The organism is Lysobacter sp. A289 (assembly GCF_054072675.1).
This window is the reverse complement of record NZ_JBSVRN010000001.1, coordinates 592,242-604,895: the sequence shown is the minus strand read 5'-3', so window position 1 is coordinate 604,895 and position 12,654 is coordinate 592,242. Positions and strand designations below refer to the sequence as shown.

General features: G+C 65.9%; 14 protein-coding genes and 1 pseudogene. 2 read left to right on the top strand and 13 right to left on the bottom strand.

All coding sequences use genetic code 11. The features are described from left to right. Positions 1-196: 196 nt before the first annotated feature. Genes ACW5DN_RS02835 through ACW5DN_RS02805 form a run of 7 tightly spaced genes read right to left on the bottom strand, consistent with a single transcriptional unit; the run spans position 197 to position 6,517 of the window. Positions 197-1,390 (bottom strand): PP2C family protein-serine/threonine phosphatase, encoded by a 1,194-nt coding sequence (locus ACW5DN_RS02835; RefSeq protein WP_456961243.1) that lies wholly within the window; start codon positions 1,388-1,390, stop codon positions 197-199. After that, the gene (locus ACW5DN_RS02830) at positions 1,387-2,289 is read right to left on the bottom strand and encodes a patatin-like phospholipase family protein (RefSeq protein ID WP_456961242.1); all 903 of its coding nucleotides are present in this window, start codon (positions 2,287-2,289) and stop codon (positions 1,387-1,389) included. The genes ACW5DN_RS02835 and ACW5DN_RS02830 overlap by 4 nt, the downstream gene beginning before the upstream one ends. Beyond that, complete coding sequence (locus ACW5DN_RS02825; RefSeq protein ID WP_456961241.1) at positions 2,282-3,145, bottom strand: patatin-like phospholipase family protein; 864 nt, start codon at positions 3,143-3,145, stop codon at positions 2,282-2,284. Before ACW5DN_RS02825 ends, ACW5DN_RS02830 begins: the two co-directional genes overlap by 8 nt. A gap of 32 nt (positions 3,146-3,177) precedes the next feature. Beyond that, positions 3,178-3,528, bottom strand: a complete 351-nt coding sequence (locus ACW5DN_RS02820; protein ID WP_456961240.1) for an STAS domain-containing protein — start codon at positions 3,526-3,528, stop codon at positions 3,178-3,180. Between the two features lie 13 nt (positions 3,529-3,541). Then, positions 3,542-3,988 (bottom strand): ATP-binding protein, encoded by a 447-nt coding sequence (locus tag ACW5DN_RS02815; protein ID WP_456961239.1) that lies wholly within the window; start codon positions 3,986-3,988, stop codon positions 3,542-3,544. After that, positions 3,985-4,359, bottom strand: coding sequence for a response regulator (locus ACW5DN_RS02810; RefSeq protein ID WP_456961238.1), 375 nt, complete (start codon positions 4,357-4,359; stop codon positions 3,985-3,987). The genes ACW5DN_RS02815 and ACW5DN_RS02810 overlap by 4 nt, the downstream gene beginning before the upstream one ends. A 31-nt stretch (positions 4,360-4,390) precedes the next feature. Then, the gene (locus ACW5DN_RS02805; RefSeq protein WP_456961237.1) at positions 4,391-6,517 is read right to left on the bottom strand and encodes a response regulator; all 2,127 of its coding nucleotides are present in this window, start codon (positions 6,515-6,517) and stop codon (positions 4,391-4,393) included. A 154-nt stretch (positions 6,518-6,671) separates the two neighbouring features. Here ACW5DN_RS02805 and ACW5DN_RS02800 point away from each other — a divergent pair, with 154 nt between their 5' ends. Next, on the top strand, positions 6,672-7,052 hold the full coding sequence (locus ACW5DN_RS02800; RefSeq protein ID WP_456961236.1) for a VOC family protein: 381 nt from the start codon (positions 6,672-6,674) through the stop codon (positions 7,050-7,052). Positions 7,053-7,067: 15 nt separating this feature from the next. On the opposite strand, the gene ACW5DN_RS02795 is transcribed toward ACW5DN_RS02800, so the two are convergent. The 4 genes and pseudogenes from ACW5DN_RS02795 to ACW5DN_RS02780 form a co-directional block, all read right to left on the bottom strand. Beyond that, complete coding sequence (locus ACW5DN_RS02795; protein WP_456961235.1) at positions 7,068-7,814, bottom strand: hypothetical protein; 747 nt, start codon at positions 7,812-7,814, stop codon at positions 7,068-7,070. A gap of 183 nt (positions 7,815-7,997) precedes the next feature. Next, on the bottom strand, positions 7,998-9,566 hold the full coding sequence (locus tag ACW5DN_RS02790; protein WP_456961234.1) for an N-acyl-D-amino-acid deacylase family protein: 1,569 nt from the start codon (positions 9,564-9,566) through the stop codon (positions 7,998-8,000). 162 nt (positions 9,567-9,728) lie between these two features. Next, positions 9,729-10,019, bottom strand: a complete 291-nt coding sequence (locus tag ACW5DN_RS02785; RefSeq protein WP_456961233.1) for a HigA family addiction module antitoxin — start codon at positions 10,017-10,019, stop codon at positions 9,729-9,731. Between the two features lie 16 nt (positions 10,020-10,035). Beyond that, positions 10,036-10,131: pseudogene (locus ACW5DN_RS02780) on the bottom strand (type II toxin-antitoxin system RelE/ParE family toxin); the annotation flags it as partial. 50 nt (positions 10,132-10,181) lie between these two features. Here ACW5DN_RS02780 and ACW5DN_RS02775 point away from each other — a divergent pair. Beyond that, positions 10,182-10,574 (top strand): barstar family protein, encoded by a 393-nt coding sequence (locus ACW5DN_RS02775; protein ID WP_456961232.1) that lies wholly within the window; start codon positions 10,182-10,184, stop codon positions 10,572-10,574. 47 nt (positions 10,575-10,621) lie between these two features. Here the strand turns inward: ACW5DN_RS02775 and ACW5DN_RS02770 are convergent, their stop codons facing one another. Beyond that, the gene (locus ACW5DN_RS02770) at positions 10,622-11,665 is read right to left on the bottom strand and encodes a S66 peptidase family protein (protein WP_456961231.1); all 1,044 of its coding nucleotides are present in this window, start codon (positions 11,663-11,665) and stop codon (positions 10,622-10,624) included. Between the two features lie 52 nt (positions 11,666-11,717). Then, positions 11,718-12,596 carry an acyltransferase gene (locus ACW5DN_RS02765; protein WP_456961230.1) on the bottom strand — a complete coding sequence of 293 codons (879 nt, stop codon included), beginning with the start codon at positions 12,594-12,596 and terminating at the stop codon, positions 11,718-11,720. Positions 12,597-12,654: the final 58 nt, after the last annotated feature.

Genomic DNA, 12,654 nt, shown 5'->3' with positions numbered 1-12,654 from the left:
CAGGGGTAAGGATGCACATCGCACGACAACGCCAGGTGACAAGCTTGCCGGATCGGGATTGCGCAAAGTCCATGGATCCCCGCCTTCGCGGGGATGACGAGCACAGTGCGGGGGACGAGCACAGTGCGGGGATGACGAGCACAGTGCGGGAATGACGACGCAAAAGCGCAGGGATGACGAGCAAACGCAGGGTTGTTCAGATCTTTCCCTGATTCCGATGCGCGACAAACAGCGTGATGTCGTCGAACGGGGCGACGTTGCGCGCATGCGCCTGCACGGCGTTGCGGATGTGTTCGACGGTGGCCTGTGCGGAACCGGGTGGCGGTGACAACAGCGCCAACAGCCGCGGTTCCGAAAACATCACACCGCTGGCATCGCGTGAATCGGTGACGCCGTCGGTGAATGCGACCAGCGTTTCGCCTGCGGCCAGTGTTTCGCGCCGCGCGTGGAACGTCATCGCCGGGAACATGCCCGCGGCCGGGCCGGTCGGTGCCAATCGTGCGCGGACGCCAGCAGGTCCGCATACAACGGGCGCCTCGTGTCCGCAATTGACGTACACCAGCTCGCCGCTGGCCGGGTCGAGGGTGCCGAGGAACAGCGTGGCAAACATGTTCGCGCTGCTGTGGGTGCGGGCGATGTAGTCGTTGACGCTGTCGACCAGTTGCCGCAACTCGATCATCGGGTCGCCGTCGACGCTGAGCATGCGTTCGGCCAGCGCGCGCACCAGACTGCGGAACAGGGCCATGAACAACGCCGCCCCCACGCCCTTGTCGCACACGTCGGCCACCACGATCGCGATACGGCGGCCACCGTGCAGTTCGAAGGCGTCGTAGAAGTCGCCACCCACGCGCCGCGCCGGCTGGAACCACGCCGCAAGATCCCAGTCGGCGGTGGCCGGCAACCGTTCGGGCAGGAAGCCGGCCTGGATGTCGCGCGCGATGTCCATCTCGCGCTCCAGGCTGCGGGCATGCATCTGCTCGCGGTCGTGCAGGCGTTTCCTGGCCAGGCTGGCCCCCACCCGCGCGCGCAGGATGTGCGGGTTGAATGGTTTGGGCAGGTGGTCGTCGGCGCCCATGGCGATGCCCTTGACCATGCTGTCGGTATCGTCGAGCGCCGAGATGAGGATCACCGGCAGGTGCCGCAGCACCTCGTCCGCCTTGAGGTGCTCGAGCAGCTCGTAGCCGCTCATGACCGGCATCATGATGTCGAGCAGCACCAGGTCGAACGCGCGTACCCGGAGCATGTCCAGCGCCTCGCGACCGTCGGCGGCCATCTCCGTGCTGTGCCCCTGGCGGTGCAAACGTCGTACCAGCAGGTCGCGGTTGGCCTCGTTGTCGTCGACCACCAGGATGTGCGCCGGCTCGACGGCAGCCGGCAACACTGCGGTCACGATGCACCCCGCGCCACGCTGCCCGCCGCCAGCAGGCGGCGCAGGTACGGCAGTTGCGCCTCGGTGACACGCTCGCCCTGTTCGATGAGGTGCGGGATCAGGTGGGTGTCGTTGATATGCACGGGCTGATCGAAACTGGGCATCAGCGGAATGATCTCCGCGTGGTGCGCGGCGCTATAGAACGCATAGGTGGCACGCAGCAGGTGATTGACGGTGATGGAGATCGACTGCCCTCCGACCCCGAGCAGCGAGTTCAGGCGCTCGGTCGGTGGCGTCTCGAACCCCATCGCCAGGATGATCTCGGCCCCTTCCCGGATCGCGATGCTGACCGGCAATGGATCGGACAGGCCGCCGTCGACCAGCAAGCGTCCGCCGACCGGCCAGGGCCGCAGCAGCAGCGGGATGGCGATACTGGCACGGACGGCATCACCGATGTACCCGGTATTGAGGGCGACGCGCTCGCCGCTGTGCAGGTCGGTCGCCGCCAGGTGCAGCGGCATTTGCGTGTCGGCGAAGGTGGCATCGCCAAACAGCGTGCGCATGGCGTCGCCCACCGCGCGGTCGTTGACCAGGCCCGAGCGCTCGTTGAAGCCGAACCAGCTCGGCAGCACGCTGCGTACCAGCGAGCGGTAGTGCAGTTGTTTGAACAGCCCGCCCCACAACCCAAGGCTGTACTCCTCGGCTTCGGCGATGGACATGCCCAGCGCCATCGTCGCGTTGTAGAGGGCGCCGCCGCTGCAGCCGACCGCGATGTCGACATCGATGCCTTCGCGACGCAGCACCTTCCACATACCGATCGCGGCCACGCACTTGATGCCGCCGGAACCGACCACCACCGCCAGCCGCGGCCGTCGCGCCGCGCCGGCAGCCGGCACGCTGCGGACCACCGACTCAGGCATCGGCCCGATCCAGCACCTTGCGCAGGTAGCCGAGTTGCGCCTCGGCCGCGCGCTCCCCCTGCTCGATCACGTAGGGAAACTGGTCGGTGTCGAACAACCGTATCGGGCGGTCGAAGTCCGGCAGCATCGGGATGATCTCGGCGTGGTGCGCCAGGTTGTGGAAGGCGTAATTGGCGCGCAGCAGGTTGTTGGTATAGATGCTGTTGACCTGAAACGCGTAGCGCGTGGCCGAGCGGATGCGGCTCGGATACGGGCTCTCGAAGCCCATCGCCAGGATGACGTCGGCGCCCTCGCGGATGGCGATGTCGATCGGCAGCGGGTCGGACATGCAGCCATCCAGCAACCAGCGCCCGTCGATGCACATCGGCTTCCATATGTACGGGATGGCGATGCTGGCGCGCACCGCGTCGCGGACGCTGCCCTTGCTCAGGACCACGCGCTCGCCATTGTCCAGGGCGGTCGCGGCGATGTGCAGCGGTATCGTCGCGTCGGCGAAGTCACGGCCGCCGAACGGTCGCTCCAGCGCACGCATCATTGGCTCGCCATGGACCATGCCGAAGTGGCCGTCGAAGCCGAACAGGCCCGGCATGAAGGCGCCCAGGATGGAGCGCATGTCGCGGCGCTTGGTGATCGCCGGGGTCCACAGTTCGCGCGTCAGCCGCTCGCTGGTCTCCACGTCGTAGCCCAGCGCCATCGTCGCCGCGTACAGACTGCCGCCGCTGCAGCCCACCAGCATGTCGATGTCGATGCCTTCGCGCTTGAGCACTTTCCACAAGCCCAGCGCGGCGGCGCACTTGACGCTGCCGGCACCGATCACCAGTGCAACACGCTTCTTCCTGGTTGTTGTTGCGTCCATGGCCTCCCCCACCCCTTGGTGAACTGTCCCGGCTACTGCGGAGCCAGCGCTGCGTAACTGTCCACCGCAGCGTCCACGCTGTCGTACAGCTTCAGGATGGTGGTGAAACCGCTCAGTTCCAGCACTTTGAATACCTGCGCATTGATGTCGGCCAGACGCAGGTCGCCGCCGCTGCTGCGCGCTTCCTTGACCGTCGCCAGCAGCGCGCGCAAGCCGGCGCTGCTGGTGTACTCGACCGCGCTGAGATCGGCGACCAGGTAGGCATTGCCCGCGCTGACATGCTCGTGCAATGCGGCCAGCAACGTCTCGGCGGTCAGGCTGTCGACGCTGCCGCTGATGGCGACGACCGAGACATGATCCCGCCGCTGGATATCGATTTCCACAGACCTGCTCCCATTACCGGGCATCCGCGCCCGGAAAGAATTTGACCATCACCAAAACGTTACCACGCGCCCCATTGGGCGAATGCGCGACTTCGTCCATGAATTGATACACCAGATGCCAGCCAAGGCCGCCGATTTCGCGCTCATCCAGCGAGGCCTTCAGATCCGCTGCCGGCGCGTCTGCTGGATCGAACAGCGGTGCCTGGTCGACCAGAGTGACGGCAAGGCGCCGCGCATCGGCATCGATACTGACCGCGACCGGGCCCTCCTGGCCGCCATAACCGTGCGTGATGATGTTCGAAAACGCCTCCTCGACCGCTAGCCGCACCGCAAACTGCATGTCGTCATTGGCACCGGCATCGCGGCAGGCGCGGTCGACGAATTCCATCAGCCCGGCGAGGTCGGCCATTCCCGAGGCATGGAACACGGACGCATCAGTGGGCGGCGGCGAGGTTGTCATGGCGGCATCGCGGAACCGGCCAGCGCCTCGATCTTGCCGACCAGCCGTTCCAGGTCGACCGGCTTGGTATCGAAATCGTCGCAGCCGGCGGCCAGTGCGCGCTCGCGGTCTTCCATCATCGCGTGCGCGGTCAACGCGATGATCGGGATGTTTGCGGTGCGCGGGTCGGCCTTCATGCGCCGCGTGGTTTCCCAGCCGTCCAGCACCGGCAGGCTCATGTCCATCAACACCAGTTGCGGCATCTCGCTGGCTACCTCGTCCAGCGCGGCCTGGCCATCGATGGCGATGGCCACTTCGTAGCCGCGACGCTTGAGACGCCGCGACAGCATGTCGCGATTCATTTCGTTGTCTTCAACCAGCAGGATCTTCATCGTCGGCACAATCCAATGGTGTGGAGGAGGGCTACGGGTTAACCGGGTGCGACTCGATGGCGCGACGCACTTCCTGCTCCAGCTCGCTCTGCGTGTAGCTGCCTTTCTCGATCACAGCCTGCACGTGGCCGGCCAGGTGCTGCTGCTCGGCGCGGGTCAGCTCCTTGGCGGTCAGCACCACCACCGGCACGCTGCCGCTCAGCCCCTGCTCGTGCAGCGCGTCGAGGAAGCCGAAGCCGTCAACCTCCGGCATCATCAAATCCAGCAGTACCACGGCCGGACGCACCTCCTGGAGTTTGGCCAGGCCATCGCGTCCGTTGACCGCCTCGACCACTTTCCAGTCCTGGCGCTCCAGTAACCGGCGCAACATGCTGCGCGTGGTCTCGTCGTCGTCGATCACCAGGATCGGACGGCCGGGACTGCCGGCCAGGTGCTTGTGCAGGGCACGCACCAGGGTTTTCTGATCGACCGGCTTGACCAGATAGTCCACCGCGCCGAGCGCGAAGCCGAGACTCTTGTCACGGGTGACGGAGATCATGATCACCGGGATCCGAGCCAGCGCCGGGTCGGCCTTCAGCTGCGACAGCACGCTCCAGCCGTCAGCGTTGGGCATCAGCACGTCGAGCAGGATCAGGTCCGGCTGCAGTTCACGCGCCAGCCGTAGACCGTCCTCGCCATTGCCGACCGGCACCGCGCGGTAACCCTCGCGCGTCAGCATGCGGCCGATGACTTCGGCGCCGGCGCCGTCGTCATCGATGATCAGGACGGTGCCGGCACTCGCCGCCGTCGTCGAACCGGGCGATACAAGGGACGTCTCGTCGTCCGGCCCCGCCACAGCCACCTCAGCACTCGCCGGAATACGCACGGTGAACGTAGTCCCGACGCCCTCGCTGCTGCGCATACCGATGCTGCCGCCGAGCATTTCGGCAAAGCGGCGGGTCAGCGCCAGGCCCAGGCCGGTGCCCCCGTACTTGCGCGAGGTCGACGCATCGGCCTGCGCGAACGGCTCGAACACCCGCGACTGCTGCTCCGGCGTCATGCCGATGCCGGTGTCCTCGACCTCGAACACGATCCAGTCGCGCGACGAACCCGGCTCACGACGTGCGCGCAAATGGATGGTGCCATCCTCGGTGAACTTGCCGGCATTACCGAGCAGGTTGAACAGGATCTGCCGCACCTTGGTGACGTCGGTCAGCATGCTGCCCAACTCGCCGGCCTCGACCACCAGGCGGTTGTGCTTCTGGTGTACCAGCGGTTCAGTGGTGTTCTTCACGTCCTCGATCATCGGGCCGATCTCCACCTGTTCCAGCGACAGCTCCATCTTGCCGGCCTCGACCTTGGACAGATCCAGCACCTCGTTGATCAGGCCCAGCAGGTGCTTGCCGGCGATATGGATCTTGTCCAGGTCCGGGATCAGCGCATCGTTGCCGATGTCGGTAGCCTCCTCCACCAGCAGTTCGCTGTAACCGATGATCGCGTTCAGCGGCGTGCGCAACTCATGACTCATGTTGGCCAGGAACACACTCTTGGAGCGGTTCGCCTCTTCCGCCTCCTCCTTGGCCTGGGCCAGCTGCCGGCTCTTCTCCTCCATCACCAGGTTCTGCTCTTCCAGCAACTTGCGGCTACGCACGAAGCGCTTGCTCTGCAGGTACGAGTGGAAGGCGAACACCGAACTGGTGAGGAAGATGCCGACAATGCTCGCTGCGGTCGGCAGCGGCGGCGCATCGAAATTGAACTCGAACCCGAACGACAGCCCGCAACCGATGATCCCCACCGCGATGCCGGCCCAGCCCCGAATCGCGAGCCGTGCGCCACCCACGCCCAGGTTGCCCAGGTTGACCGCCGTCAGCAGCATCACGCACGGCCACAGGCTGAAATGCATGCCCGCGGCCCACGCCCCGGTAAACACCGAGTCGATGAGCATGTTGCGGTGTTCGGCGCGTTTGGAATCGCGGCTGAAACGCGCCAGCAGGTACGCCACCTGCGGCCACACCAGCCCCCACAGCGCGAGCAGGATGATCAGGTTTTGGCTGGATCGCCCGCTGGCATGGAACACCGCGTAGAAGATCGCGATCAACGGCGGGAAGCACGATAAGCGGACGATGTAGTCGAGCCGGACGATCGGGTGCAGCTTGCGCTTGACCTTGGGTTTGATCATGAGTGTCGGGTTCCATCCAGTGCCATCGACCATTCCCCTTGGACTGCGGTGACTGGAATGCTAACAATTTCGGCCTGGCGCGGTTGCGGCCGATGTCGAATCACGGCGCTCCCGTTCGTCGCACAGGTAATCCCACCCGAAAGAGGCACTACCGATGAAAACCAACCCCATCGTCTGGTTCGAGATCTACGTGCAGGACATGGCCCGCGCGCAGCGGTTCTACGAAGCCGTGCTGCAGGTGAAACTGGCGCCGCTGGGCGACCCGAACGACTCGACGATCGAGATGAAGGCCTTCCCGGCAGAGATGGACCGCATGGGCGCAGGAGGCACGCTGGTGAAGATGGACGGCGCCCCGTCCGGTGGCAACAGCACGCTGGTCTACTTCGACTGCGAGGACGTCGCCCAGGAGGAAAGCCGCGTCGAGGCTGCCGGCGGCCGCATCCAGCGCAGGAAGATGTCGATTGGCGAGTACGGCAACATCTCGCTGGTATTTGATACCGAGGGCAACCTGTTCGGGTTGCACTCGATGAAGTAGCTTTTCCTCGCGCCGTCAGAACCGGACTTCGGCGCCGAACATCAATGTGTCGGCGCGGTTGGCGTCGTAGTAGAACTCGCCGTCATCCCAGTAGTAATCGTTGAAGTACACGTGGTTGGTGTACGTAACGCTCACGTTGAAGTTGCGGGTGATGTCGACACCCAGACCGACGCCGAAGTAGCCGCCATCGACATCCATGCCGTAATTGTTGTCAGCCGTCCAATAGCCGGCGCGGACCAAGCCGTAGATCGGGTTGGTGGCGCCGAAGTTGAAACGGGCAGTCGCGCCGATGCTGGTGTACTCGACCTTGCTGTAGCTCCAACCATCGTGCCGGGTTTCGTCCAGCCGGCCGTGTGCCGCCTCGATCCCCACCAGCGTCACTGCGCCGGCCTGCCAGCGGTAGCCGGCATTGACCGCAAGCGCGGACTGGTCGACATCGTCAACCACCCAACCCTTGCCGCCCCGCACGCCGAGGAAGAAGCCGCCACGGTCTTCCTGGTAGCGCGCAGGTGCCGGTGGAGCAGCGTTGTACGGCTGCGGCTGCACGACGGAAGACTGCGGCAAGGCCATCGGCTGCGACGCCTCTTCCGTGGTGGGCACCGGCTGCGCCGCTTGCGGCACGCGCTTGGCCGGATCCGGCTCCTCGTGCTGCGGTGGCTGCCAAACCTGGAGCGGCTTGGTCTGGGCGTGCGCGCCGGCAGATGCCAGGACGGCCCCCGCGGTGACAGCGGCCATGGCCGCCATCAGTCTGGTCTTCTTCATGTTTTCCCCTGTTTGGAATCGACCGTTCGTGTGGCTGGATGCCAGCCCGATTATGTGACGGACGTCTCGATCGGCTCGTAGCGTGAGGTTGGCGTTCGCAAGTGTCAAGAACGGCGATCGCGCGTGACCGCGCGTCGCCGTCATTCCAGCGGAAGGGCTTTTGGCGGATCCAGGCTCCCCGGGTCAACCATCCCGCCGCAACATCCGCCCTGCCCGTCCCACCGGCTCGCCACCCTCCAAGGCTGGCTGGCCGTTCACCACCACCAGATCGAACCCTTCGGCCATCGCAGTCGGCTTCACGTAGTCCGCGTGCGCCCGCACCTTGGCCGGGTCGAACAGCACCAGGTCGGCCTTCGCTCCCGTGCGAATCACGCCGCGGTCGGTCAGGCCAAGGATCGATGCCGGGAAGGCGGTCGCCTTGCGCACCGCTTCCTCCAGCGGCACCCGCGACGTGCCGACCGCGAAGTCCTCGATCCACTTGGCGAACGTGCCGGCACCGCGCGGGTGGCTGCCGCCGGGCGAGCCGTCGGACGCCACTGCCACCATCGGATCCAGCAGCAGACGGTTCTGCAGGGCGCGGTCCATCACGAAGTGCGCGGCCTGGCCGCCTCCGGGGCCGATTTCCATCAGCGCGTCGGCGAACGGCAGGTCGCGCTGCGCCGCAACCTGGTCCAGCGTGCGCCCGGCATGCGGCCCGGTGCCGAACAGCAGCGCCGACGCGCCGCCGCGCTTTTCCATGCGCTGCTGCAGGTACGCGCGCAGCTCATCACGACGGGTCTGCAGCACGGCGGCGTAGTCGGTCGGTGGCAGCGCCCATTCGGGGAACAGGATCGAGACGCCGGTGTAGCTGGCCTCGTACGGGTAGGAATCGGCGGTCAGCGGCTGCCCCGCTCCGCGCACGGTGCGCAGGAAGGCGAGCAGTTCTTCCGCAGCGGCCTCGCCCTTGCCGTAGACCATCTTCAGGTGCGAGACGTGGGCGCGCGCCGGGCCGGCGGCGGCGACCAGCTCGCGGATGGAGTCGCGCACGTCGTCGGCATCCTCTGAGCGCATGTGGCTCATCGCCACGCCGTCATGGCGGGCGATCACTGGGCCCAGGCTGGCGAGCTCGCGCGTCTCCGCATAAAGACCGGGAACGTACTCCAGCCCGGTGGACAGGCCGAAGGCGCCGGCACGCAGGTCGTGCTCGAGGATCGCCTGCATTCTCGCCAGTTGCTTGTCCGACGGCCGGCGCGTGCCGTCGTCGATGCCGGCGCGGCGGCGCAGCGCGCCATGGCCGGACAGGGTCGCGATGTTGATGTCGGGCGTGGCGCGGCCCACCGCGCCCATCCATGACGACAGGCTGTCAGCGGCTGTGCCCTTGTCCTCCAGCGACGGGCTGCCGCCGTCCTGGCCGAGCACCACGGTGGTCACGCCCATCGCGAGGTACGGCGTGTACGCCTTCTCCAGCGGGTCGCCGTGGGTGTGCAGGTCGATGAAGCCCGGCGCGAGGACGCGGCCGCCGCCTTCGATGACGCGCACACCGCGCAGCTCGCGGGCGGTGAGCGTGCCGATGTGTTCGATGCGGTCGCCGCGGATGAGGACATCAGCGGCGCGACCGGAAGCACCGGTGCCGTCGACCAGGAGGGTGTCGCGGAAGAGCAAGCCGCTTGCCTGCGATGCGGGCTGCGCACCCACGACTGGCGGAACCGCCGCGTAGGCAGCGCCCGCGACCATTGCAGCCAATACCTCACGTCTGGACCAACCCTGGTTCATGGCACCCCCTCGAATCTCCAAGTTGGGACTTACGGTACCCCCATCCGCAGCAAGCGCGCCGCATCGGCGCGCCCGGGATACGCCTGCCGGTCACAACGTGCTGGTCAGAACATGCTTGCAGGGTGATCGGTGCTTGCGGCTGATAGCTCCCAGGGCAGGCGCTCAGGCCGCAATACGATCGATCCGTGCAAGCGTCTTGCCCAGCGCGCGGTGCGCTTCCTCAAGGTCGTAATCGGACTGCAGGCCAAGCCAGAAACGCTCGCTGGTACCCAGTGCGGCTGCAAGGCGAACGGCGGTATCGGCGGTCACCCTGCGCTTGCCCAGGACTATCTCGTTGATGCGACGCGGCGGGACGGCCGCAGCACGCGCCAAGGCGTTCTGGCTGATGCCCAGCGGAGTGAGAAGCTCTTCCAGCAGGACTTCGCCGGGGTGGATGTTGGGTAGGGTCTTCATGGCCGACTCCGTTGTGTCAGTGGTAATCGACGATCTCCACGTCATGCGCGTCGCCATCCTTCCAGCGGAAGCAGACACGCCATTGGTCCTTGATCCGGATGCTGTGCTGCCCTATAGGAAAATCAATCCCGATACAATGCGACTGATCGCCGGGACACGCCCATGACTTCACTCCTGACCCTTGATGGCAGCCGCATCCATGACATCCCGTCCTTCTATGACGAGATCAACCGCGTCTTCATGACAGGCGTCGACTGGACGCTCGGCCACAGTCTGGATGCACTGGACGACCTGTTGTACGGCAGCTACGGCGCACTCGACGGTAGCGCCCCGGTCACGCTGGTCTGGACGGAGTTCGGGAAGAACCGGCGTGACCTCGGCATCGGGGCGACGCGCGCCTTCCTGCAGGCGAAACTCGATGTACCGGGGCGTTACGACGATGCACGCATCCAGCGCGACCTCGATGCGCTGGACGCCGGCACGGGCCAAACGTTCTTCGACATCGTGCAGGAGATCATCGCCACGCACCCGAACATCACCCTGGCATCGCGTTGAAACGGCGCGAGCGGACAAGGACGCGTCCACCTGCTGGTGATTAAGCCCTACCCAGCCTGGAACACCGGCTCCAGCATCCGGAACGCGCCAGCATCGGCATCCATCTCCACCTGCCCGCCAACCGGCACGATGAACTGCTCCCGGATGTGCCCGATCATCGCGCCGCGGTAGGCGGGGATGCCGAGCGGCTTGATGTGGTCGTCGAAAATCTGGTCCAGCGTCAGCGAGCCGTAGCCCTCGCCGGGGTCGCAGTCGGTGCATTCACCGAAGATGAAGCCGGCGACCCTATCCAGAGCGCCCATCAGCTTCAACGTGGTGAGCATGCGGTCGATGCGGTACGGCGCCTCCTCCACGTCCTCCAGGAACAGGATCTTGCCGTCGAAGTCCGATAGATACGGCGACCCGGCCAGCGCCACCAGTACCGACAGGTTGCCGCCGATCAGCTCGCCCCGCGCCTTGCCACCGGTGATGGTGAGCGTGCGGTTCTTGCGCGACACCAACCCGTCGCCGGCATCGACCGCGTTGCGGTACTGCATCAGCTCGCGCTCGAAGAACATGCTCCGGAACTGGCTGGCGTTGAACTCGTTCCAGCGGCTCGACCCGTTGGGTCCGTGGAACGTCACCAGCCCGGTCTGCGCATGGATGCCGTTATGCAGCGCGGTGATGTCGGAAAAGCCGAGCACCACCTTGGGATTGGCGCGAATGGCGTCGTAGTCGAGCAGCGGCAACAGGCGCGCCGCGCCGGACCCGCCACGCAAGCAGATCACAGCATTCACCGCGTCGTCGGCAAACATCCTGTTGATGTCGCCGGCACGCTCGGCGTCGGTGCCCGCCAGGCCGCCGTAGCGCGACGCATAGTGCGCACCGGTTTTCACCTTGAAGCCCAGCGCCTGCATCGCCTCCTGCGACAACTGCAGGCTGAGCCTTTCGGCCGTGGCCGACGACGGGCTGACCAGCCCAACAGTGTCGCCCGGCTTGAGCGGCACCGGCAGCAACCGCCCGCGCGGCGCCGCGATCGCACTGCCGCCGCTGCCCACCAATGGCAGCAGCGCCGCCAGCGCCGCGCTCTGGATGAAATCTCGTCTTTGCATGCTGTCACTCGTCGAACGGGATACGGCCAAGGTTAGCGCACCGTCACCCGCTTCACTCCCCCAGCAGACGCGCCATCTCCACATCCTTCTCCTGCCACACCCCGTTCATCCATTGCTGGAACCGGACACGGAAGGCGCGGTCGTTGCGGTAGTCGCCGTGCAGCAGCTCATCGGGAATCGGGCGCTGGCGCACGTGCACGTGGATCGCGGGGATGCGGTCGGCCACCAGATCCATCATCGACGGTCGCCCGCCTGGATAGGCGATGGTGACATCGAGGATCGCGTGCAGGCCCGTGCCCATCGCATCCAGCACGAATGCCACACCGCCCGACTTGGGCTTTAGCAGGTGCCGGTACGGTGCTTCCTGCCTCGCGTGCTTGGCCGGCGTGAACCGCGTGCCCTCGACGAAATTCATGATCGCCACCGGGATCTCGCGGAATTTCTCGCAGGCACGGCGGGTGGCTTCGATATCGCGCCCGGCCAACTCGGGACGCCGCGCGATCTGCTTGGGTGTGTGGCGGCCCATGAACGGGAAGTCCAACGCCCACCACGCCAGCCCCAGCAGCGGCACCCAAAACAGCTGCCGCTTCAGGAAGAAACGCAGCAGCGGGATGCGCCGGTTGAACACCTTCTGCAACACCAGGATGTCCACCCAGCTCTGGTGGTTGGCCAGCACCAGGTAATGACCATCCTTCTGCAGTGCCACGTCCTGCTGCACATCGACGCGCGCGCCGAAGAAGCGGTCCCATATCCAGTTGTTCACCCCGATCCAGCTTTCCGCCAACCCGGTCAGCACCGGGTTACTGGCCTTGCGCAGGCGTGCGAACGGGAGCAGCGCCTTGACCACCGCCACCACCAGCAGCGGCACCACGTGCAACACGGTGCTGGCCGCAAACAGCAGGGAGATCAGCGTCACGCGCAATGAGGGCATGGGAGTGCGAAAGTCTCAACGGGATGGGTATTGTCGCGGAAATCGGACCGGGCTCCAG

Coding starts and splice junctions, on each gene's coding strand:
- ACW5DN_RS02785 (WP_456961233.1), bottom strand. CDS start 10,019: ATGAAGACCCTACCCAACATCCACCCCGGCGAAGTCCTGCTGGAAGAG.
- ACW5DN_RS02790 (WP_456961234.1), bottom strand. CDS start 9,566: ATGAACCAGGGTTGGTCCAGACGTGAGGTATTGGCTGCAATGGTCGCG.
- ACW5DN_RS02765 (WP_456961230.1), bottom strand. CDS start 12,596: ATGCCCTCATTGCGCGTGACGCTGATCTCCCTGCTGTTTGCGGCCAGC.
- ACW5DN_RS02830 (WP_456961242.1), bottom strand. CDS start 2,289: ATGCCTGAGTCGGTGGTCCGCAGCGTGCCGGCTGCCGGCGCGGCGCGA.
- ACW5DN_RS02825 (WP_456961241.1), bottom strand. CDS start 3,145: ATGGACGCAACAACAACCAGGAAGAAGCGTGTTGCACTGGTGATCGGT.
- ACW5DN_RS02770 (WP_456961231.1), bottom strand. CDS start 11,665: ATGCAAAGACGAGATTTCATCCAGAGCGCGGCGCTGGCGGCGCTGCTG.
- ACW5DN_RS02805 (WP_456961237.1), bottom strand. CDS start 6,517: ATGATCAAACCCAAGGTCAAGCGCAAGCTGCACCCGATCGTCCGGCTC.
- ACW5DN_RS02795 (WP_456961235.1), bottom strand. CDS start 7,814: ATGAAGAAGACCAGACTGATGGCGGCCATGGCCGCTGTCACCGCGGGG.
- ACW5DN_RS02810 (WP_456961238.1), bottom strand. CDS start 4,359: ATGAAGATCCTGCTGGTTGAAGACAACGAAATGAATCGCGACATGCTG.
- ACW5DN_RS02775 (WP_456961232.1), top strand. CDS start 10,182: ATGACTTCACTCCTGACCCTTGATGGCAGCCGCATCCATGACATCCCG.
- ACW5DN_RS02800 (WP_456961236.1), top strand. CDS start 6,672: ATGAAAACCAACCCCATCGTCTGGTTCGAGATCTACGTGCAGGACATG.
- ACW5DN_RS02815 (WP_456961239.1), bottom strand. CDS start 3,988: ATGACAACCTCGCCGCCGCCCACTGATGCGTCCGTGTTCCATGCCTCG.